A 21,189-nucleotide genomic window follows, 5' to 3' on the forward strand; every position below is an offset into this window, starting at 1 on the left:
CCCTTACTTAGCTGTCCTGATAGCCTCAGCAACCGCTTTGCTAAGAGCCGCCGGCATCAACGCTTCCGCCATCGCCTTTGAGCGGTCCATGTATCCCAGTACTGGCGTTACGGGCAACGCATCACCAAACCTGACCAGCAGCTTAGGGGAGCGCTGTTTCGACTTCGGTCTTCGCGTACCGTTCGCAGAGCGTTTTGCCCGTTTCTTTTTCGCCTTCTTCGGCTTCCGGCGTTGCCAGACAGCATCAACGCCATTCACCTCACCGACGAACACATTCGGCGACGCTTTCATCTGCGAAAGCTTATTGCGTGTCATGTTGCCGTATTTGTTCAGCTTGATGTTCTTCGGGTTGAGCAGCGCCTGACTGTTCAGCTTATGCTCGCCGCCAAACTCGAATGGCTCCAGATACTCAGCGGCGATATCACGCACATAAACTTTTGCACTGAGGTTGTTCTTTCTGGCCCCCGATGAGCCCACAGCATTAACCGTGAACGGCGTCGGCGATTCCAGCCTTCGACCCAGTGCGATTTTTTGCGCTGCGGCAATTTCCCGTACGACAGCTGTCATAGCCTGAGCGGTGGCAAAGGGGATTTGTTTCTGTAACTGAGTTAACTGGCGGGAAAGATCTTTCAGAGTTGCCATGATCACCGCCATTAGTTAAGCCATTAAAAAAGCCACCCGGAGGTGGCCTTTGTGATGACATTAAATAGCCCGACAGGGCGCGTTTACCATAGATATTTTAGTCAAAAACACCGTTGATTACTGAAGTAACGATAGCCGTACTTAATGCGACTAATACCAAATCATCACCAACTGCTCGCCATTCATAACCAGGATAATATGGCAGGTCGTTGATCATCGATGCTGGAAGCGTTTTCTTTGCAATCCCCGGAGGTAACGGCTTGCCACGCACTAAGTTCTTAGCAATCCCCGGCGGCAAAGCCTGATAACCAACCAACCCGTAGTTCACCGCCAAAGAACGTGCTCGAGAGAAGCTGATGTCTGAGTCTACATGGTCTGGCTTACCGTAATTTTTACGATTTCCATGTTCATCACCTGACTTACCGTTCCCCTGAGCTTTGTCCCCGTGGTCTCCGCTATTCCCGTGGTTGCCACTATTGCCATGATTGCCACCGCCGCCGCTGTTACCATGCCCACCTCCGCCATTACCATTACCTGGGTTTGCGTAAACAGGAGCAGCAAGCACAGCAAGTGAAATAACCGCCGCCAGTGCAGTTTTGAGAGTGCGACGTTTAGACATGATAATTGTTCCTTTAGGTTAACTTGACGCCTTAAACATAAGACAAAGCAATACCCTTAACAATCTCATGTTTTCTTATTTTTGGAATGGCTCCTGTATGGCCAATAAAAAAGCCGCATCAGCGACCTTGGTCTTTGTTTATTTATTCGAAACCTTACTGGCTCAGTCACGTATAGAACCAGCCCAATACACCAATAGCCATTGCAAGCACTATGAAAATAATTGAAGTTTTACGCATTAACACACCGTAAAAAGCTAAAGACATTGCGATACACAAAGTTATCAACACTGGCCACATGCTGAGTAGAAGTAAGAAATATGCCTCGATATCACTGTGAATAGTCATTTTTTTGCGAAAATCCGTAAATTTGACCTTCCATGGTCCTAAACTTCATCGCATGAGATCATGTGACGGCCCCTGATGTTGTTTGGACATTATCACAGTCACTCAGTGAAAACCGTTAAAAATCCGTTGGATGGTTTACTTACAATTTAGCTGGTGCAGCGTTTCGGTAATAGCTTTTTCCTAACGAAATTAGCTTTAGTCATTTGTTGCCATATCCCTCGCACAAAAAGCAAGTAACCACAGGGCAAGGAAGGTTATAAAGTGAGCTATCCCCTGTCCTATAGTGTATGGTTAGCAATCACTCACTAAGGATAAACTCCATGTCGACGCTCAAAGACAAGATACGTACACTCAGACCTTTAAAAAGCACCTGCCCTCACTGCTCTCGCCAGTCAACATACACACTATCGAGAATAAAAAATGATGTAACGTTAATCTGTCCCTACTGCGGAAACATTTTCCTTCCCTCTGAAAGTAAACCTATTAAGTAACTGATTAACTGTTCTCCTGAAGCTTGATCGGCACTTAGGCTTAAGTTCAGGTAAACGAAACTACTGTCCACTTTCAAGATTTAAACCGGCACTCTCTATACGTTGTGGAGAACATTATCGAGCCAACTCGCAAGGTGGCTCTGTAATGCCCTACTCAGCCGGGATGATATCGATGAAATACTCTTTACCCTGCTCAAACTGTTCTGCTGCTGCAGGGTTAGAGATGACCATTTGAAGTTGACCGCTGGGGGTATACTTCGACCAGGTTTCGTTCTCCGTGCTGCCAGTCGTTACCGCGATAAGGTGGACGACAGCAGTAGAATTATCCGGCGATTTATTGATGCTGTTACATTGAAATTTTGCACGTACGGTCATTGGAACTCCTCGGTTAGTAAAAAGCCCCGCTATTGCGAGGCGATTCTTGTAGCGGCTCTTATCTCAGCGCAGCCCCTTACTGCGTGCTGGATACTCAGTTGAGTGGGCCAGCGTTGAGATATTTGACCTAACTGCTAGCCAGGCCGGCTTCTCCGGTAGTCGACAGAGCCATATCGACAGGAGAATGAAGAGTATGAGCATGGCTACCTCAGACACTGCGTACGGACAACCGCCAGAACATCTCAAATAAACATTGACACAAATCACATTAATACAATAAGTAGTAGGAGTTACCTTAAGCCATACAGGAGTAATCCAATGACTGACACAATCCTGCTGGGAGTTTCGGTGGTGCTTTTGGTGTTTGCTGCATACTCTCTTATTACTTATGTGCGTGGTAGACGTCGGCAACATTCAGCCTTTAGTAAGAAAAAGTGGTAAGAATCGGTGACGAATAGCTAGTCGCCTCGGAAAGTGGCTCTGTAATGCCCTACTTCAGGCACTGCGTGCGGATGTAGTCCTGCAGATAGCTCACTTGTCTTGTGATGGTGACGATTCGCTCTCTGAGGGTGAAATAATCCCGTTCAGCGGAGTCTGTAAGTCGGGGGCCGGAAGCATCGCCCACGCCGCCGGTTGCGGTCGCTCCGTTCGCGGGACATTTTGCGTTGATGCGCAACCCACACTTGCCAGAGCTAACGCAACGCTGCAGATCATCAAGCTGAGATTTCGCATCGGCTAATTCCTTCGTGTACTTCGCATCCAGCGCAGCGACATCACGCTGGCGGGTTTGCATGTCGGTGATGGTGTCGTTAGCCAGGTTTAGTTTTTGCTCGGCGCCATCGGCTCGCTGTTTTTCCTGCTCGGATTTGCCTTTGTAGTGGCTGGCAGCGATAGCAAGCGCTGCAATCAGCAGGACGACGAGCGCCGGCAGCCAGAATTTTTTCACCAGCGCCATAATGGCCTCGACAATCATTGCGGCTTACTCTGACTAACCAGGCGGCCCACAACACCACAGGCAGCAATCACCGCTGTAATGGCGCCCATCGTACCCGGTGGAATTGAGGCTTTAAGGTCCGGCGGCAGTTCTGCCCACACTGTAGGGATTACCCCGGCCAGCACCAGCGCATGCATGGAGAACCAGCGCCAGGCGCTTTTCCAGTCATCAACGAGTTTCATGATTTAACTTCCGCCACGTAGCCGCCAGCGGCTTTGAATTTGGCAATGAGGTTATCGGCTTTATGTTCAAACTGCCCGTAACCGGCGCCCGGGAGCGACGCCCAGATATTGCTGCAGCGATCGATAGCCTGCCGGATGTTCCCGCTGTCGATAAGCGGGATAGCGCCACGCTCTTTAATCTGCTGAAGAGCAACCTGGTCCTGCGACGCCGGAGAGAAGTCTTTCAGCCTAAGCTGTTTACGGTACGCATCCCACCATCTGGCCAGCAGCTGATACCGCCCGGCTGCCGTGGATTTAAGTTTTGGGTTTAACGTGATCAGCTTGCGGGGATGGTCGGAGTAATTGCTAAACAACGAGCCGCCGACAATTACGTCATACCCGCGGTTCTTTGTCGGCTGGCCGGCTTTGTCTGTACCTTCAGACCAGGCGAGCATGTCCAGAAACGCTTTACGCTGCTTATTAATTTCCAGCATTTTTTAACCCCGTCAGCCGCTCCCAGAAATACGTCAGCGCAACGGAACCCATCGCACCACTTATCCCCGATGTCGCGAGTATCATGTAGATGCTTAATCCGCTTTCAATGCTCACCAGGCCAGCGATAACGCCGGTAAACCCTGAAACCACCATTTGGGCAAGAGCATTGATCAAGCTCCATGTTGCCTTGCTCTGCTTTACATCAATCAGGTAGCGGACAAGTCCACCCCAGCAAGCAATGATCAGCAGAACCAGCCAGGACATCCCGGCAATGCTCTCTTTGTCTTGCATACGTTTAGCCATAGTTACCGCCTCCGATGAAAGATCAGGAAGCTGTGTGAAGAGGGAAAGGCCGCCAGATGGATTTACGACAACACACAGAGTGAGTGACGTTCTGGCGGCACAAATAAAAAACCCGCTCAAGGCGGGAAGATGTAATGAGGGTCGAACAATGTCGGCTTTATTGCCGTAATGGTCCCTGGTAGCGGGATTGGGTGTGGCGGCCGGTGCTGAGCTCCGACATAACTACCGTTTCAATGAGTAGTTGTTGCACGCGCATCAGCCTGCGCATTCACCACAAAAGTAACATTTTCTATTTGTCGAAATCCTAGCCTTATGCGACTTTGAGTTGTCGAGATTCAAGTAACGCAATCAACAAGGAGATCAAGCAGTGGAAAATTTCATCAACGCAATTCAAACATCTATCGAGGGTAAAAATTGGTACTCGGTACTATTTATTTCACTAACCCTTCCAGACATTTGCGGAAAAATAGATACCCCTTCAAGTAATAGTTCTAAAACCAGAACCATAGAATGGTGTGATAAATATTTAACCCCGCTATACACTGTTCACAGTGGTAGTGCTCGAGAAGAACGTATTCTCTTGGGTGGCGCTGACTTTTACGCGCTCCGTTGTGCATATTTGCATGAGGGTAGTGACGACATAACTACGCAAAAAGCAAGGCAACACCTTGATAATTTTAGGTTCATCCAGCCACTAACTGACGGGATATGTATCCATAACAACAAAAGCTATAACACGTTGCAACTTCAGGTTGATGAGTTCGGGAAGGACATAATAAAAGCAGTGCATAACTGGCTTGACGATATTAAAGACGACCCAGCGAAAAAAGCAGAGGTTGACTCTCTGCTTAGTATTGAAATGATTGATCCCTCGAAAGGGTTTTCTTTGTAGGCCGCTTACCCCCCTCCCACCAAACCGATACATGGGGGACTACGCGACCATAAGGTTTCTGCTTTAAGCGTCATCAGGCGCAGGGGGTATCCGCTTGGGCATCTACTTAGTAGGCGATGATGCCGTAAGACTTGTAATTAAATCCCCAGCGGTTACTGAGTCTTGTTGGTTTTCATTGTTGCTATACGACGATGTGACAGGGGCACTGATGCAATGCATCTCGCGAATACCCCTGTCGTATCGCCGGAAAGAAAAAACCCCGCGCTGGCGGGGTTCTCGTTATGTTCAAATTGTCGCTTTTTAACGCTGCCGAGTGGCGCAGCTCTGCCAAGCATGAATAAATTATCTAAACTTCTGGGTGAAATTCAAGTTATTTTTCCAAAAAAAATCACGGTTAGATAGTTCTTGCAGCCAGAAAGACCTTTGACCTGAATATCTGAAGACACCATTTAACACGCTCCCTTGCCTGTTCTGACGTTAGCCACGGGGCTAACCGCTGCAGCTCTCTGGTGATATCGGATATTTTTTTTCTGGTGGTGTAGTAGCTCACGCCAACAACGTAGACAGGATCGCTTAAATCAAATGCCTTGAGTACGCATTGCTCAACAAAATCGACATCATCATCACGGATAGCGGTATCTATTACACTACTGGTAGCCTTAGGCCATAGAATTGCGTGAGCCCTGTTTAATGCCTGTTGCCCACTAAACCCCTCTCCTCTTGCCTGCTCAATGGCGACAGTAAAACGCTCCAGCGCTTTATCTGACCAGCGCATTCCCTTCTGCATCCTCCAGCAGGAATGGCTGGTTGGCTTCCTGGGGGCTGCCCCACCGCAGACACTTTCTCCCCAAATGGTAAGCAGCGATTTAATCCAGGCGGACTGAATGCCAGTCAACAATTCAGGTCGCCCCAGGTATCGTTTATGGACGGCCGCCGCCACCTCTGACAGGGCACCATTGTGTTTACGACGCTGTTGTGGGGTCATGCGTTTTCTCCTTTGCCAGTAGCAAACTGCGCCAGTGTCAGAAATGCGCGGCCCTTTGCTTCGATGTCTGTTCGATTGATGTAACTAAAGCGCTCTCCTCGCCAGGCCTTATCAAATACGGCAATAGCACCTGCGAAAAATGCACTAGTCGCCTTTTGTTTTTCATCCGCAGGCTTAAACCAGACAGGCAGATCGAAACCAATTCGCCTACGGATAAAGCAGACATGATCCGCATCTTCCGGCCACCATGTTTCACTCGTTGCTGATTTAACCAGGAATACGTAGCGCCCGCCCTTCTCACGTTGCACAGCCGCGTAATTCATGATGTGAGTCATGCCAGTGATGGCTTGCTTTTCGTGATATTGAGAGCGGCTATATGGAGGGTTTCCGAAGGCCGCACCGCCAAGTTCATCCAGGCGGCCAGACCAGTCTTGCACCAGCGCATTGTCTTCAGCGGTATACCAGGCGGGGCATTTTGCGTTGCTGTCGTCGGCGAACAGGTCCAGAACCAACGGACCGAACATAGCATTAATGCCCCAAAACAGCGGATCCGGGGTGCGCCATTGGTCGCCAACCTCTTTTAATTTATGAGATGCCGCTACGCGCTGAGCAGCAAGGGATTCGCAGTAAGGGTTAGTCATGCGCTGGTTCCCCCTATCTCTTGGAGAACCTGGTTAAGCAACTCAGCCTCGGTACCGAATTTTTCTTCCCATGACTTACGCCCAGCATGAATGGCAACGCCGTAGCCACCGGTGCGGTGATGGGCATGGCACAGAGGAATTACATGGAAGTTATTAGCGCGGACAGAAAGGCCCGTACCAGAACTACAGTGATGGATTTCTGCCGGTGATTCACCGTAGTCAAGATTTCGGCAAACTATGCAACCAAGCGCGGCCACACGGCTAAGATGGAGCTTTTCAGCTTTGTTTTTTGATTTGCTCATATCGCACCACCTGGGCACGACAGACAAACAGAAACACCGCGCACAAAGGCACGGCGTAGAATGGCGTTACTGCGTTTTTGCGTCATCACTTTACTCCGGTGATGGCGCGATAGGTTCGTTCGGTGTTCAGCCGAGATGACTAGTATAAATCACTTTTTCTTCTTCCGGAAGAATACTTTACACTCCTCGTGAGATTCCTCAGTAGTTACAATTTTACCCTTTTCAATTGGGGTAACGACATAAACGCCACCAGGAAGGTGATCGACGACATAGCTGCCCAGGATGCAAATTGCTTCATTCATTTCTTTCTGATTCATTAGTCAGCACCTTATGAGTATTCCATAAATCGTAGGTTTTGCTTTTCCTGTACAGGGATGGATAAAAATGAACTCGCGACGTCCTGGAATACAATGACATATTTAGATCGTCCATCAAGACCCTATTTTCACGGGCAAAAGAGAATAACAATGAAAACACAAATAACAACAAATTCAATGCATTACAAAAATACACAGATTCTAAAAAAGTCATTCATATTCTTTCTTTGGCGCAACCCCCTATTTAAATAAATTAAAAGAGCCAAGCAAATTTCAGAGTTTAATTAATTGCAGATCAAATGAGATAGCAGAAAAAACTACCGCAGCAAAGAATGCACATTTTGTGTAGCGTGCAACCCCCTATTTTCCAGGCAAGAAAAAGAAAACCCGCAAAAGCGGGCTTAAGGTGATGGGCTAATAATCACTGAAGTAACTTGGGTTCGACCTTGCTGTGAGTGTTTTTGGGGGAGGCGGTTATAAGAGGTGGAATTAAAACCTCGCCGAAGTGGACCCTTAAGAATAACTCAGAACTCAATCAACTGAGCAGGTCGGGAATTTAATATCCAACTTTCCTGATGAATATAGTGCAAATCAAGCTGATTAGTATAGATCTCGTATTTAGCCTTGCAATCCAATCCATTCTGAGTGTTTGTACCCACATCTCCTGTATCAGTATCAGCAATCTCCTTTAGCCTTTTATATTCATGATGTGCATCAACAATTTTCATAAACCCGCTAGTCTTATATGCTTTATTATAATAGTTAGAATACATGCCGGCATGTTTGTAAGAATCCATAATTGTATACGCCCCATCCCCATCGACATCAAATGGCGAAGACATCCACTTAAAGACGTGAAGCAAAAAAACGTTGGCATACCACGGGAATTCCATTGCAATAAATTGCTCAGTTGTACTTAAACTTAGACTCTCATGCAAATTCGTCGCACCAGCAATAATAATTTCTGGTCCCTGCCCTCTCCCCTTCCCAGCATTAACATAGTTGAATGTTCCTGCGTAACATTGCCCTAAATAAATGATAGCCTTATCCAGGTTAGGCGCATTCTTCAATGCATTCAACAATTGACTTGGGGTAATTGGCTGAGGCCCATCCATACCTTTTGGACCACCATGACCTGAGACGAACATGACCAAATTGGCGTAATCATTAAACATCAAATCTGAAAAAAAATCAGAACTAGGGCGTGCTATAAAAGGGTGAGCGGATGCCAATCCAAAAAAACCATTATAATTCTGACTCGGACTATCAATATAAATAAATATATCATTTGGGGATATCCCAGCTCTTTCGAGACAAAATACACCGTATACCAGATCCATCACATGACGCTGGTCAGCAACAGGTTGTGAGCATGGTAAAAAAAGCACCCATTTAGTACGTTCAGTTCTGAGGCTCATAAAATCCCTTTTCTCCTAGTTACCAATAGTAAATCTAACGAGCTAATTGGTAGGAAGTATTGCTGAGTGATTCTGGTTTCGGAAGATCAGAAAAGTAGAATACTTCAGTCATATCTAATGGTTCGCTTATCGGTGAAGAAGGCATAACCTTTCCCGTTTCACTCAAAGCGAAAATCTCTTTGCCTGCACGCAAAAAAAACATCACCCCACAGGTCTTAGTATTTGATTTAAAGAGCGTCCATTGCCCAAGATTCACACACTCTTTGACGGAATCAGAGGTATCGGGCAGTGAAGATGACTGTAACCCTGTGAATTTCATATAGTATTCCTTAATAGACCGAACGCCGTTTGTCAATGTGTTTATTTTAGCTGACGTAATATCATACATCCACTCGCATTGCACCAAATAACATCATCCAACAATGTTTTGTTGCGGTCTTTTGTATTCCAAAAGAAAAACCCACATATGCAGGTTGCACAGGGGATCACTCAGGAGGCTTAGCCACTACCTTGCTATGAATCTCCCACAGGCAGATTCCACAGCTCCCACAGAAGTTAGCCAGGTAGTCCAGCCCGGACCACTCCCTTACTCCGCCCCGAGCAGCTTCTACGTACACACCAATTTCTTTATCACGCCATAGGCCGAACAATCGCCAACCACCGCTATCGGCATTTCTGACCGCAACTATGCGAGTCAGGACGCCAGTCTGATACAGCTCAGTGAAGGCGGGCTTCTTTCTGGTTATCATTCGCATAAATACAAACCTTGGATTTGTTGAAAACAAATAGCGAGTTTGAGTTTTACGGCTTCACCTCCTGCAGGGCGGCTCGGCAAGTTTTCTCTGTCCACTTCAGATACTTTCCTTTCACCCCGGCATCCAAGCCGCCACAATCGACAAGGTTCTCAACCAGTTCGCTAGCCAGTTTTTTGAAATTGGGTACTACCGGCGCTGGCTGCGCGTGGCGATAGAGCGGGAAAGCACCTTTCACATTCTTACTGCACTGGTCGATGATGTCCTCGTCATCCGGGTCAAATCTACTGAAGTAGCCAACCGGCTCGCTGTCCATTGCGGACTTGCGGCGTTCCTGTAGCTCACGCAGCGCTGAAATCATATCTGCATATTCTTCCGCTGCACCTGTATAGCCGTGCCCCTGGCATCCAGTGAAGCTTTTCTCCATTTCAGAAAGAAGTGCGGACAATTTGTCGTCTGTTATGGTTAATGTGCTGGTCATTGATTAGCTACCTTAGCTCGGCATTCTTGCAGCTCTATCACTATGGAGAGCATTCTTTCCCACCATTCCTCATCGACAGCTGGACTACGCAGTGCCAGCATTCGTTCAGCGTCCTTTGTCATTTTTCCAAGGGCAAGATTTGATATCGGGCTATTCATGCAGCATCCTCCCCTAACACCCAGCGCAGAGCTTCGGCATAATCGCCACTGGCACCATCCAGAGCCTTAATGATTTCTTTGCGGGTTCTAAGGCGTGGTTTTGTTTCGCCCAGCACCTGGCGCTGACGACGTGATTTTTCGTGACCAGTGGTGCCAGCCGTCGCCGCTTCGATTTCCGCTACCTTTTCCCTCTGCTCATCTGGTGTGAGAGATGTAAGCTGGCGAGCCTGAGTTACGGTTATGGCACCTTGTTCCACTGCATCTCTAACAGCCTGGGTTGCATCCAGCAAAGACAGTGTTGCGCGTACGGTTTGGATGCTGACCCCGAACATCAGCGCCAGGTCCTCTTCATCGTGACCACGATCCAGTGCATCGGCCATCTTCTTAGCTCGGCCCAACGGCGTATCGGCCTGGCGGATTTCGTTAGCTGAAACCATCGCTTGAGCCATGCGAACAGCTGAACCGCGTTTAGTCACCGCCGGGACTAGTAGTGGGGCTTTACCCTCTTTTGCCAGAAGCTTGTTTGCTTCCAGTGTATGGCGCACTCGCTGGCGACCATCGACGACGCAGGATTTACCAGTCTCAGGGTCTTTCCAGACGATGATCGGTTCAAGAACACCCTGATCCATGATGTTCAGCACCATCGCCTCGTTAATCGGCAGATGGATACGCTCGTCGTAAAGCGGGTGGGTTTTATCGGTAACCAAGTGCAGGTTTTTCGGTTCGAACATCAGAACGTTCGTTTTGCCGCTGGCGCCGTATGCGTCGATTGAGTTCTTAGCCATTTTTAACCTCGTTGTTATTCACCGCCGCCACCCATTGATCTTCCAGAATGTGTTTGGCTTTATTCTTTCCACCAGCCCAGTAGCTGTACTGGACGCGATAATGTTCATTCGGGCACTTCAGGGATCCAGAGCAAGAACCGAACGTGTAATTCTTCCAGTGAAACTCCGGGGGAAGCCCACAATCAGGGCATACAGGTAATTTCACTGAGCCACCCCGCGACATTCTCTCAGCAGGTTTTCAAACATCATCCGCAAACGGTTTGCGCAACCAAACGGCATGTCGTTAAAACGCCAGGTGATTACGCCATCACGTAGCCCGCTCTGGACGATTTGAGCGCCACCATGCAACTGCCGCAGTTGACCGTTCACTGACGCCATGCCGCGACCAAGAGCATTGGCGATCTGACGCGCTGTTAAATCCGGGTTGGTTTTGAGAAATTCGAGCGCTGTGATTTCACTGCGGTATTTTGTTTTCTGTGATTTTTTCGTTTTCATGAAGAGTCCTCAGCCCCGAAAACCTTTCGGGATGTTGGTATCCAGTTTCCCGCTCACGCCAAATGATCCACCGCCCGTTGCCAGATTTACCGGGCACAGCTTCAGCGCCAACTCTTGCCATTTGCTGCGTAGTGTTTTCATGGACTGAACTTTCGGGCACCAGAACTGATCGCGCTGAATGCGCTCAATCATGGTGCGGATTTGGTCGTGGTTGCAGCCGTGCTCCTGGCGCAGCAAACGAATTTCGTTCGCCCAGGCGACAAAGTTTGGTTCTCTCGGTTTTGCCAGAGAGCCGTCAAATTCAGCGGCGCGTTCGTACATTTCGATGATGGTCGACCAGAACCACATCGCCAGATCGAAGTCATCTTCGGTCGAAAGGATGCTGTCTTCAGTAGCGTCAGGGAGGTTATTTTCCCGACCTGATTCTGGGAAGTTATCCACAGGAGAAATCTCTCCCGCGTGGTTTTTATGATCTGTATGTAGTGATCTGTTTTTAAGATCTGTATAGAGATAGGATTCGGCTTGAGAGCCGTTTCCAGGATTCGGCTCTTGGGCCGTTTCCATTCGGCTCTTGGGACGAATGCATTCGGCTTGAGAGCCGTTTCCATTAGTTTCAATTACTTGCTTCGATTCGGCTCTTAAGCCATATCCATTCGGCTCTTGAGCCGTTTCCAATACTTTCAATGGCTTATTGGAATTAGCCCCTTGCGGGAATATTCTGGCAATTAACTCATCCTGATCGACCCGATAATGCTTCTTCGGTGTGCCGTTTACCTGCCTGAGTTCTTCCTCAATTACCCCCGACAGGTACCCCTCTGTAATCTTGAACATAGCCTTCCGGACCACGTCGCCATCTTTGGCGCGAATCTCTTTCGCCAGTGCTGCGTGCTCTTTGTAAAACCAACCATCGTCCAGGCTTGATTTACCCGACCAGAACACCAGCTGATTTAAAATCGCCGCCAGCAAATGCTGTTGCCTGTCCCCAGCAAAGAAATCCAGATACGGTCCGGGGATCGTGATGCAGTTCCCCTGCCCCGACATGGCCTGAACAATGTCAAAGACCTGATTGTTCATACCGAAACCTCATTGTGTAACCGTAAAAATTCACGTAACCCCATCCAGCAAGCAGTCCCGCATGCCTTCCGGTATGAAACGTCTTTCTCAGTCGCGATGATGACTGTCACCATGTAGCCCCTGCGTCCGTGCTTAAACCGCGCCCCAGGCTTCAGGATGCTATTTGATGGCCGGTCGGCCGGCACATGTGCCGGGTACGCCTTTTTGAGGCGAGCGATAAGCTCAGCAGCAGATGGGTTACACATAGTCACCTCCGGATCAGTGGTATTTCGTTACTTCAACAGCACCGGGTTGATACGCCTTGCTGTAAACGGCTTCGATTGCATCGTCATGTGCGTCAATAGCCGTTCCGATAGCGTACTGAGCAGCAAGCAGCGCACGACGCTCAATGGTGTCGTAGATGCTCAGTCGGTGGCGGATTTCACGCGGGAGAACGCGCAAAATTGCCGGGAGAAGGAGCCGGATTTTTTCACGCTGCAGTTCGGTCTCCCCCTTAAGCCAGCGGTGGAAAATGTTCTGCTGATTGCTCCAGGTTTTCCCGGGTACCAGGCGCAACTGATTACCGCCAATTCGCACGTACTCTTCGGCGATCGCATTTGCGGCGAAAGCCTGACCAACTTCAGCGGCCCAAGCCAGCAAGGCCATTTCTACGTGCTCGTGTTTGATTTCCATCAATCAGACTCCTTCTGTCGCTTGGTGATAATTTCTTCCGTAAGCCCGCTGATGGGCGTTGGGTGAAGATCCGGACGAAGTTCGTGGGGAGTGACAACCCACCCGCCCATCCGACAAAGGGGAATCACACGGTCGCTAGGTACGCTATTGCGGCTAATCCAATTTGCTACCGATTGGCTAGATTTAAAGTTGAACATCCGAGCGACGCAGGAAACATTCCCAATCGCTCTGACGGCCTTCTCCGTGATGTTTTTGTATTGTGTAAGCATTCTTACCTCCTGTGAGTTGGTAAGTAGAGAATACTACACAAAGTAGAGAATGCAACTACTTAAAATAGAAATGACTAAAAAGACGAGCTGCCGTAATCTTCTACCCATGGTAGAAAAATCAAATAAACACCAAGACTTCGCAGCTCGACTTAACCTTGCGATGAGTAAAAAGAACTTGTCGGTTAAACAGTTAAGTCTTGCTGGACAGGTCACATATGAAATGGCTAGGCGTTATACGCTGGGCACAGCAAAGCCACGCGATGAAAAACTGATAAGAATCGCGGAATGGCTTAACGTTCCACCGGCCTGGCTAGACTATGGGGCCTTAGAAAACAGCGAAGAGACCGGCGACGATTCGGAATCCGCTCCACGCATACCACTTAGTGATACAGACGAAGCCGAGTTCTCAAATTTGAGTGATGATGAAAAGAGGCTCGTTAGAGTTTTTCGCAAGTTCCCAGATGTAGAAGCCAATAACATGCTACTGGCGTTTGAGGTTCGCTATAAGAAACTCCTTGAGTTTTATAGCGAGTATGCAGACCCCGATAAAAAATAATTTAATTCCCCCACCAGAAGCCCAGCATTGCTGGGTTTTTTTGTATCTTCGCTCACTAAAAACAACCTAAAGTAGAGATTAATTTCTACTTTAGGTGTTGACCAATCTACTTTGTGTAGTATTCTCTGCTTATCGACACAACGGTGCGATAGGTTAAACGTTCGGTTGGCCGCCATAAGGCTAAGAACCAACAGGCTTTGCAATGCGGTGAATGCGGCTATGCGCACGCGGTTCAGTTAAAGCGGTACAACAACGGTCATTCATGTTGTGGGGAAAAAGCAGGCCGATACCAGTTGTTAACTGGCTGGTATCACCGGGAGGCACCCGGCACTGCATTGCAAAGTCTGTTCGGTACTCAATATCACATGAGGGTAATGGGATGATTAGAGAAGAAGACAAGCCGGCATGGAACCTGTTCTGGGTTAAGGTCATCGCCTTATTGGCTGCGGTCGCCGTTCTCAGCTTTGCATGCTGGGGTGGCAAATGAGCCGAAACGGTATTCGTTCACTGGTTATCGTTCTGGCTGTCTGCCTTGTTGCCTGGTCAGCGACGATTATCAAAATTCTGCATGTTGCGGGGGTTTTCAATGGTTAGTGCAAACTTGCTGTCTGCTCAAAATAAGCTGGTTATCGCGCAGGCTGTAGGCGATAGCGTGATGTGGGCTCAGGCTATGGCGTCAATGAAGCACGAATATGATTCTGTAAAACAAACTGAAGATAGAATGATTTCAGGTCATATAAACCTTCTATCAAGCCTCAAAGTTGATGATGTAATTTGTAACTACGAAATATATGGTGACTTAACCATTATTGATGGTGATTTACTTCTGGCTCAGTCAAAAATCAATACTGATATTTTTTATTAATCATTAACACCAAATATTATTCATGCCTTAACTGGCAGGGATAAACTCAACCTAAATATGCCTGTTACATAAAAGGCAGGAGATAAAAAATGGAAGATTCAAAACTTCGTTGCTACGGCTGTGGCGGGTCCTTTGTACGTGAAGAATTACAATACCGCCCTTCCGGTAGAGGTGCATATCGCAAAGAAAAATACTTCTGCCCGACATGCAATGAGAAAGAGATAAAGAAAAACACTCTGACCTCGGCAGTATCATCATTCCGAAAATCATTACCAGCCAGACCTGGCTACATGAGCCATAAGCGCTGGTAGGTGAATGATGATAATAACATCTAACCGCATACCTCCGCACATTAATGAGAAGGCATCGAATATTCTGAATAATGTATGCCAGGGGCAAAATAAACCCATGCCGAATTAAGTGTGGAAACTTAAGTTTAAAGGTTGGACGGAAGTGGCGTTTATTGTCACAAGATGATGGCGGATGCTGGAAAGTAATGAGTCACGAAAAATACAACCAACTTAAAGACAGGAAACAGAAATAATGAAAATCGAATTTAACGATCAGGGAACTGTTTCAACAGTCACTGTGACCAGCTCGGTTTTTGAGTTCAGACGACACAACCGGGTGATTGATATTGCTTTGTTCCTTACTCCAGAGATGGCCAGTAGAAGCAGCGGTTTCTTCATTATGCGAACAATCCTGAGCGGGAAAACAAAACACGCTCTTCGAGCCTATAACCACCTGATCAGAGAGGCCATACGATGAGCATTATCAAAGGCCAGTTGATCAGCAGCCAGCGATACCTGGACAGAGCGAAAGTAACCGACAGAGCACTGCGATTTAAGCGGTTCGTTGTGGCCGTCTATCCCATAATGCTGCGCGGTGTTCAGTACACCATCCTGATGGACGGGCATCACAACTACGCAGCGGCAAAACTGGCAGGCGTAGAGCCGGATTTCCGCCCCATTACAAAGAAGGTAATGAAAGTCATTGGCGGAATGTCAGAGCGCGAGCGGGAAGCCCTTTTTATCAACAATATTACCGACAGCCATTATTACTATGTTGAATCCGGTGAAGTGGTTCAGGAACTTCTACTGCCGGATACATCGTGCAAGTTCCAGGCTCACGCTGGCAATCAATGGATATTTGGGGGTGCGGCATGAGTTTCTTCGAAATTGATACCCGCTTTCTGATTGATACAGCATTTCATCGTCTGGAAATCATCCGTGATGATGGTCTGTATCGCCACCTGCGTATGAAGCAGCCGGGGACGATCTGTTACTACTATGACGTGATCACCTGGCCTGGATACTTAACTGTAACCGGTGACATGGGAACCTGGACCTTCAGTCGCACCGCGGACATGTTCGACTTTTTTGGTGCCTGGAAAGGTGGAATTAATACCCATTATTGGTCAGAAAAGTTGGAAGCTGGCGCGGGCTGTTCCGCCCGCGATTTACTAGCAAGAGAATACGACCACGACGCGTTTTGCAAAAGTCTGAAAGAGTCCCTGAGCGAATACCTGGAGGACGATGAAGGCGCTGCTCCAGAAGAGGATGAAGACTGGGACGACGATGACGATACACCGGATAGCGATAACGCAGTGGTGCGTGAAATCGTCCGTGACTTATGTCGGGCTGGGTTTAACAACGAATGGGAAGCCTACCAAGCTGTTTATGATGCCGATTGGCCAGCGGGCTGGAGCGCTTGGGATGTCTGCGAAGGTCTGACCTTTAAAACGTATACCAGTCACTTCCGGTGGATTCTATTCGCTATCACTTGGGTAATCAGCAAATACCACAACGCGAAGCTTGTCGATAAAGCTATGGCTACGTTTCTGGCCGTAAGTGGATCTGTAGCATAACTAGCATGGCACGATCGTACACATTGAATGATTTCCAATAATCAACATTACGCCGGGATACTGATTATAGTTTCCCGGCCATGAGGTTATTTATGGCCGATATTGCTCAAGAAGATGAATGGGTAATGGAAAAAGGAATTGTAGCGAAGATGTATATGACTCCTCGGCAAATTAAATCCTACCGGGAAGGAAGGTGGGTAGAAGGCATTCATTACAAGAAGCACTCCCCTAACCCTCAAGCCACTGAAGGAAGGGCAATACTTCTCTACAACTATACAAAAATTAACAGGCTTGTTGGAGATGCGTGATGGATATGCCTGTTGGCGTGGAAGTTCATGGGAAAGGAATCAGAATTAGCTTTTTGTATCGCGGGGTGCGTTGCAGAGAGATTTTGAGGGGATGGGTGCCATCAAATAGCAATATCCGAAAAGCAGGTAATCTTCGTGCATTAATTGTCAGTGAAATACAGTCAGGGAATTTTAATTATGCCGAGCACTTCCCTGACTCTAAAGCCATACAGAAATTCACAACAACGCAAATGATCCGCACGTATGGAGAGCTGTGCGATACATACCTTAAAGCAAAGAAGCTTGAAGTATCCTTAGCGTCATATCGCGGTATAGCCTCCAGATTAGAAACCCTGAAGACCGTGGTCGGAAGCAATACCCATATTGCAGACATTCAGCATAGTGACCTTCTGAATTATCGAAATCAGCTACTGACCGGTGATTCAGTATCACCACACTCCCCCTGGCTTAATAAAACAGGACGGGCAGTATCCACTGTTAACGGGCTGATGAACACGCTAACGGAGATGCTTAAGCTGGCTCAACGCAGTAACTTCATCAGCCACACACCACATGAAGGTTTAAAAATGCTGAAGCGGTCGCGTAAAGAACCAGATCCGCTATTGCATGACGAATACTACGCCTTCATCAAAGCGCTGCCACCGCCTGCTGCTTTGTTATGGACAGTAGCAATCCACACGGGACTTCGTCACGGCGAACTGTCAGCGCTTGCATGGGAAGATATAGATCTCGAACGAGGAGAGATCCACGTTTGCAGAAACAAAACCAACGAAGGTCTATTCGTCCCACCTAAAACTGACGCAGGTAATCGTACTGTCACCCTATTACAGCCTGCAGTGGATGCACTTCGGCTTCAGTTTCAGAAAACGGGGGCGCTCCGCAAAACAGAAATCACGTTCAACCACCGGGAATATGGTTTAACTGAGCAGCAGAATTTACGGTTTGTCTTTATCCCAGACGCTCGTTCCCGGACAAAGGCCACTAGTTTCAGCAAGTCCTCCCTGGGCTACAGTTGGGACGCCGGTTTAAAGAAAGCCGGCATAAGAGCTCGCCGGCCTTATCAGTCGAGACATACATTCGCCTGCTGGTTGTTAACAGCCGGAGCGAACCCGTCATTCATTGCCAGCCAGCTCGGGCACGAAAATGCCAAGATGGTTTATGAGATTTACTCAAAATGGATCGGGGGGATGGATCGCAACCAGGTAGAGCTGCTGAACAGCACATTGCCAACCGCTTTGCCCCATGGGTGCCCCAAAGAAAAAATTAAGAAAATTAATTTCAATTAGTTCAATGGGATGCGGTTAAGCTGGATAATATGCATGTATTTATGGCAGTACTGGGAACCATTCTGTTCTTCGGATTTCTTGCTGCGTATCTAAGCCACAAATGGGATGACTGATGAACGACGATAATCCCCACCCGTAAAGGCCCCCTGCTGCATCTGCGCCAGGGGGCTTTCTGCTTTCAGGCTTTTCATCTAATGTTCTCATCATCGCAAAAATTAATGTCGGTCTGATGACCTGGCGTATTCAATTTTTAAACCGACAACCAATTATGAAGATTTTTGGGATTTACGTTTTGCTGAAACCATCGCCCAAACGCTTATTTATAATAAGTCCTTGTCACTAAGCACCTGTTCTTTATGCATGGTTAAACCCCTCTGTTGGGGCGATAAGCTCAGATTTTATTCTGGATTAATCCTGGTTAATGTGCGATAGCACGAATCACACCGCACTCTCCATAAAATATTCACATTTATGTTTTTGAATTAACACTCCCAGTTCAGGAGTCATCATGAAAAAAATAATCTGTTTAGTATTTGTGCTCTGCACAGCGATGTCACTATCCGGGTGTATTTTCCCCCCGGGAGGTCACGGCGGAGGCCCAGGCGGCCCTGGTGGCGGGTACTCTCATGGGCCTGGCCTTCGTTAATGTGTTAAAGCCTGTTGCTGCTGTGATTATTAAAAAGCCACCCTTGGGTGGCTTATCCAGGCGCAGCGCGTTGTAATAGTGGCCCGGACATCAGCAAAGTTATCGGCAGTGACAAGCGGCACGCATTTAATAAAATTCACTATAATCCACCCAACACAGCATAAACTTCACTGATTAAAACAGAGACCGATAATATGAAACGGGTTTGTACCAGCGTCTTTCAGTGGCTCATCGCCGCGGGTATTTTATTCATAGCGTCACCAACCTTCGCCGCAGAAAATTTACCCGCCATAAAACCCATTATAGATTGCAGCCAATTAGCTTCGATTAATTTTAATGACAAGATTGGCGAGAAAGTGGCTATTAACTCAGCCAGTTCGCTGAAAACCGACCAGGGGATGTTCTGTCAGATTAAAGCAACCATCGGCGCGTCAATTGGCGTAGAAATTGCCCTGCCGCAGCAGCAGTGGACGCAGCGCTTCCTGCAAGTTGGATGTGGCGGATTATGTGGACAAATCAACCTCACCCCGAGCAACGCCAGCGGCTGCGCGCCAGCCACCCGCGGTGAATTTGTGGTTGCGGCGACCGATATGGGCCACAGCGGCGGCATGATGGATGCCAGTTGGGCGGAAGATCCCCAAAAACGTATCGATTTTGCTTATCGCGCTAATCACCTCACCGCCCTGCTGGCGAAGGCGGCCATTCAGTCTTACTACGGCCAGTCGCAGAAATATGCTTATTTTATGGGATGTTCCGACGGTGGTCGCGAGGCACTCATGGAAGCACAACGCTTCCCGGAAGATTTCGATGGCATCAGCGCCGGAGCCCCGGCCGCTTTCTTCCAGTTCCAGAACTCATTTTTCCACGGCTGGAACGTTGTTGCTAACCAACGCAGCGATGGCTCGGCAATCCTGTTGCAGGATCGGCTCCCCATTCTGCATCGTGCAGTACTAAAGCACTGCCCGACACTCTCCGGCGTTAATGATGGCTTACTGGCGAATCCGTATGCTTGCACCTTCTCGCCTGATTGGGTGCAAACCTGTACCACAAATCAGGCCGATAAATCGAACTGTCTGACAGCGGAAGAAATTAACGTTGCGCAAAAACTCTATCGTGGGGCGAATGACAGCGCGGGCAATCAGTTTGTGATTGCAGGTTTGCCTCTCGGCTCCGAACTGCGCTGGCCAGTACCGGCGACGTCCGATGGTCACTCCATGTCTGAAATGATGGTGCTGCCTGCGCTGCAATCACTACTGCTACCCGGCGGAAAACAAAACATCACCACCTTGGGCGATTTCCCGTTAAATAAGCAGAACTTTGCTGCTGTCGCGCAACTGGCTCCGCTCTATAACGCGGCCAACACCAATCTCAGCGGTTTTATGAAACGCAACGGGAAGCTGATTATGTGGCATGGCCTGGCTGATGACTCCGTGAGCCCGGCATTCTCCATTGCCTACTACCGTGGCGTTGAGGCATATCTCGGTGAGCAATCTACCGAGCAGTTTGTTCGTTTGTTCCTGTTGCCCGGTGTCGGCCATTGTGGCGGAGGCGAAGGCTTAGACCAGCTCGACCTACTGTCACCGCTGATGAAATGGACCGAACAACATACTGCGCCAAAGGCACTGATTGCAGGTAAGTCGGCCGCGAATGCGCAGGAAAAACCGGCTATTCCAGCCCAGGGGAACAAACCGGAAAGGGATCAGGATGCAGAAGCTCATTTCCACGGCGTACAGCGCGCAAGCTCGCCGGTGGCTAGCGATATGCCAACTTTAAAAATGACCCGCCCGGTATTTCCTTATCCGTATATTGCCAAATATAGCGGTTCAGGATCGCCAGACAACGCGGAGAATTATATTGCGGTGAAATCGACAGCGTATGCCAACCTCGTGGTCGGACAGCCAGCCAGTGAATTTATCGGCCCGGATAATCAGAAAACGTATGTTGCTGAAGGGAGCCAGCTGAAGGCTCAGTAAGCGTTTTTTCAACCTTGCTGA

30 protein-coding genes are annotated in these 21,189 nt (G+C 48.3%); 11 read left to right on the forward strand and 19 right to left on the reverse strand.

All coding sequences use genetic code 11. From position 1 onward, the window contains the following. Positions 1-3: 3 nt before the first annotated feature. The gene (locus EDF82_RS04830; RefSeq protein WP_123755484.1) at positions 4-642 is read right to left on the reverse strand and encodes a hypothetical protein; all 639 of its coding nucleotides are present in this window, start codon (positions 640-642) and stop codon (positions 4-6) included. Between the two features lie 97 nt (positions 643-739). Beyond that, positions 740-1,261 (reverse strand): anti-virulence regulator CigR family protein, encoded by a 522-nt coding sequence (locus EDF82_RS04835; RefSeq protein ID WP_115192532.1) that lies wholly within the window; start codon positions 1,259-1,261, stop codon positions 740-742. Between the two features lie 666 nt (positions 1,262-1,927). Between EDF82_RS04835 and EDF82_RS25625 the strand changes: the two genes are divergently transcribed. Continuing rightward, complete coding sequence (locus tag EDF82_RS25625; protein WP_217698317.1) at positions 1,928-2,098, forward strand: YnfU family zinc-binding protein; 171 nt, start codon at positions 1,928-1,930, stop codon at positions 2,096-2,098. Positions 2,099-2,248: 150 nt separating this feature from the next. On the opposite strand, the gene EDF82_RS04845 is transcribed toward EDF82_RS25625, so the two are convergent. The 5 genes from EDF82_RS04845 to EDF82_RS04865 all read right to left on the reverse strand — a co-directional run bounded on the left by EDF82_RS04845 (position 2,249) and on the right by EDF82_RS04865 (position 4,414). Next, positions 2,249-2,473 (reverse strand): hypothetical protein, encoded by a 225-nt coding sequence (locus EDF82_RS04845; RefSeq protein WP_041145885.1) that lies wholly within the window; start codon positions 2,471-2,473, stop codon positions 2,249-2,251. Positions 2,474-2,963: 490 nt separating this feature from the next. Then, on the reverse strand, positions 2,964-3,446 hold the full coding sequence (locus EDF82_RS25560; protein WP_255417647.1) for a lysis protein: 483 nt from the start codon (positions 3,444-3,446) through the stop codon (positions 2,964-2,966). Beyond that, on the reverse strand, positions 3,443-3,649 hold the full coding sequence (locus EDF82_RS04855; protein WP_123754446.1) for a hypothetical protein: 207 nt from the start codon (positions 3,647-3,649) through the stop codon (positions 3,443-3,445). The genes EDF82_RS25560 and EDF82_RS04855 overlap by 4 nt, the downstream gene beginning before the upstream one ends. Next, a complete protein-coding gene (locus EDF82_RS04860) occupies positions 3,646-4,122 on the reverse strand; it encodes a glycoside hydrolase family protein (RefSeq protein ID WP_123754447.1) in 477 nt (158 codons plus the stop codon). Before EDF82_RS04860 ends, EDF82_RS04855 begins: the two co-directional genes overlap by 4 nt. Continuing rightward, positions 4,109-4,414, reverse strand: a complete 306-nt coding sequence (locus EDF82_RS04865; RefSeq protein WP_123755486.1) for a phage holin family protein — start codon at positions 4,412-4,414, stop codon at positions 4,109-4,111. Before EDF82_RS04865 ends, EDF82_RS04860 begins: the two co-directional genes overlap by 14 nt. 379 nt (positions 4,415-4,793) lie before the next feature. Here EDF82_RS04865 and EDF82_RS04870 point away from each other — a divergent pair, with 379 nt between their 5' ends. Beyond that, complete coding sequence (locus tag EDF82_RS04870; RefSeq protein WP_123754448.1) at positions 4,794-5,318, forward strand: hypothetical protein; 525 nt, start codon at positions 4,794-4,796, stop codon at positions 5,316-5,318. A gap of 394 nt (positions 5,319-5,712) precedes the next feature. Here the strand turns inward: EDF82_RS04870 and EDF82_RS04875 are convergent, their stop codons facing one another. The 12 genes from EDF82_RS04875 to EDF82_RS04940 form a co-directional block, all read right to left on the reverse strand. Then, the gene (locus tag EDF82_RS04875; protein WP_123754449.1) at positions 5,713-6,303 is read right to left on the reverse strand and encodes a hypothetical protein; all 591 of its coding nucleotides are present in this window, start codon (positions 6,301-6,303) and stop codon (positions 5,713-5,715) included. Continuing rightward, positions 6,300-6,944 carry a phage N-6-adenine-methyltransferase gene (locus EDF82_RS04880; protein ID WP_123754450.1) on the reverse strand — a complete coding sequence of 215 codons (645 nt, stop codon included), beginning with the start codon at positions 6,942-6,944 and terminating at the stop codon, positions 6,300-6,302. The genes EDF82_RS04875 and EDF82_RS04880 overlap by 4 nt, the downstream gene beginning before the upstream one ends. After that, a complete protein-coding gene (locus EDF82_RS04885; protein WP_123754451.1) occupies positions 6,941-7,246 on the reverse strand; it encodes a Ref family recombination enhancement nuclease in 306 nt (101 codons plus the stop codon). The genes EDF82_RS04880 and EDF82_RS04885 overlap by 4 nt, the downstream gene beginning before the upstream one ends. Before the next feature lie 149 nt (positions 7,247-7,395). Further along, positions 7,396-7,563 carry a hypothetical protein gene (locus EDF82_RS25265; RefSeq protein WP_180958813.1) on the reverse strand — a complete coding sequence of 56 codons (168 nt, stop codon included), beginning with the start codon at positions 7,561-7,563 and terminating at the stop codon, positions 7,396-7,398. A 524-nt stretch (positions 7,564-8,087) separates the two neighbouring features. After that, entirely contained in the window at positions 8,088-8,981 is an 894-nt protein-coding gene (locus EDF82_RS04890; RefSeq protein WP_123754452.1) for a hypothetical protein, read from the reverse strand. A 34-nt stretch (positions 8,982-9,015) separates the two neighbouring features. After that, positions 9,016-9,300, reverse strand: a complete 285-nt coding sequence (locus EDF82_RS04895) for a hypothetical protein (protein ID WP_123754453.1) — start codon at positions 9,298-9,300, stop codon at positions 9,016-9,018. A 482-nt stretch (positions 9,301-9,782) separates the two neighbouring features. Continuing rightward, positions 9,783-10,214, reverse strand: coding sequence for a hypothetical protein (locus EDF82_RS04905; protein ID WP_123754455.1), 432 nt, complete (start codon positions 10,212-10,214; stop codon positions 9,783-9,785). A 154-nt stretch (positions 10,215-10,368) separates the two neighbouring features. Then, a complete protein-coding gene (locus tag EDF82_RS04910; RefSeq protein ID WP_123754456.1) occupies positions 10,369-11,157 on the reverse strand; it encodes a hypothetical protein in 789 nt (262 codons plus the stop codon). A 201-nt stretch (positions 11,158-11,358) separates the two neighbouring features. After that, a complete protein-coding gene (locus tag EDF82_RS04920; RefSeq protein ID WP_123754458.1) occupies positions 11,359-11,652 on the reverse strand; it encodes a hypothetical protein in 294 nt (97 codons plus the stop codon). 9 nt (positions 11,653-11,661) lie between these two features. Next, the gene (locus EDF82_RS04925) at positions 11,662-12,726 is read right to left on the reverse strand and encodes a hypothetical protein (RefSeq protein WP_123754459.1); all 1,065 of its coding nucleotides are present in this window, start codon (positions 12,724-12,726) and stop codon (positions 11,662-11,664) included. A 258-nt stretch (positions 12,727-12,984) separates the two neighbouring features. Continuing rightward, positions 12,985-13,398 carry a toxin YdaT family protein gene (locus EDF82_RS04935; RefSeq protein WP_123754461.1) on the reverse strand — a complete coding sequence of 138 codons (414 nt, stop codon included), beginning with the start codon at positions 13,396-13,398 and terminating at the stop codon, positions 12,985-12,987. Continuing rightward, positions 13,398-13,667, reverse strand: a complete 270-nt coding sequence (locus EDF82_RS04940) for a YdaS family helix-turn-helix protein (RefSeq protein WP_123754462.1) — start codon at positions 13,665-13,667, stop codon at positions 13,398-13,400. Before EDF82_RS04940 ends, EDF82_RS04935 begins: the two co-directional genes overlap by 1 nt. A 49-nt stretch (positions 13,668-13,716) precedes the next feature. Between EDF82_RS04940 and EDF82_RS04945 the strand changes: the two genes are divergently transcribed. The 9 genes from EDF82_RS04945 (at position 13,717) to EDF82_RS04990 (ending at position 21,168) form a co-directional block, all read left to right on the forward strand. After that, a complete protein-coding gene (locus EDF82_RS04945; protein WP_123754463.1) occupies positions 13,717-14,223 on the forward strand; it encodes a helix-turn-helix domain-containing protein in 507 nt (168 codons plus the stop codon). Positions 14,224-14,809: 586 nt separating this feature from the next. Next, a complete protein-coding gene (locus EDF82_RS04955; protein ID WP_075808526.1) occupies positions 14,810-15,088 on the forward strand; it encodes a host cell division inhibitory peptide Kil in 279 nt (92 codons plus the stop codon). A 543-nt stretch (positions 15,089-15,631) separates the two neighbouring features. Beyond that, the gene (locus EDF82_RS04960; RefSeq protein ID WP_123754465.1) at positions 15,632-15,856 is read left to right on the forward strand and encodes a hypothetical protein; all 225 of its coding nucleotides are present in this window, start codon (positions 15,632-15,634) and stop codon (positions 15,854-15,856) included. Next, positions 15,853-16,254 (forward strand): chromosome partitioning protein ParB, encoded by a 402-nt coding sequence (locus tag EDF82_RS04965; protein ID WP_123754466.1) that lies wholly within the window; start codon positions 15,853-15,855, stop codon positions 16,252-16,254. Before EDF82_RS04960 ends, EDF82_RS04965 begins: the two co-directional genes overlap by 4 nt. Beyond that, on the forward strand, positions 16,251-16,955 hold the full coding sequence (locus EDF82_RS04970) for a hypothetical protein (RefSeq protein ID WP_123754467.1): 705 nt from the start codon (positions 16,251-16,253) through the stop codon (positions 16,953-16,955). Before EDF82_RS04965 ends, EDF82_RS04970 begins: the two co-directional genes overlap by 4 nt. A 92-nt stretch (positions 16,956-17,047) precedes the next feature. Further along, complete coding sequence (gene xisR / locus EDF82_RS04975; RefSeq protein WP_044350731.1) at positions 17,048-17,263, forward strand: excisionase family protein; 216 nt, start codon at positions 17,048-17,050, stop codon at positions 17,261-17,263. Continuing rightward, positions 17,263-18,549 (forward strand): Arm DNA-binding domain-containing protein, encoded by a 1,287-nt coding sequence (locus EDF82_RS04980; RefSeq protein ID WP_123754468.1) that lies wholly within the window; start codon positions 17,263-17,265, stop codon positions 18,547-18,549. The genes xisR and EDF82_RS04980 overlap by 1 nt, the downstream gene beginning before the upstream one ends. A 29-nt stretch (positions 18,550-18,578) precedes the next feature. Continuing rightward, positions 18,579-18,662 (forward strand): protein MgtS, encoded by an 84-nt coding sequence (mgtS, locus tag EDF82_RS04985; RefSeq protein ID WP_088402565.1) that lies wholly within the window; start codon positions 18,579-18,581, stop codon positions 18,660-18,662. 727 nt (positions 18,663-19,389) lie between these two features. Further along, positions 19,390-21,168, forward strand: a complete 1,779-nt coding sequence (locus EDF82_RS04990; protein ID WP_123754469.1) for a tannase/feruloyl esterase family alpha/beta hydrolase — start codon at positions 19,390-19,392, stop codon at positions 21,166-21,168. The last annotated feature ends 21 nt before the right edge of the window (positions 21,169-21,189 follow it).

Source organism: Klebsiella sp. BIGb0399, from assembly GCF_003752615.1.
GTDB classification, from domain to species: Bacteria; Pseudomonadota; Gammaproteobacteria; order Enterobacterales; family Enterobacteriaceae; genus Klebsiella; species Klebsiella lignicola.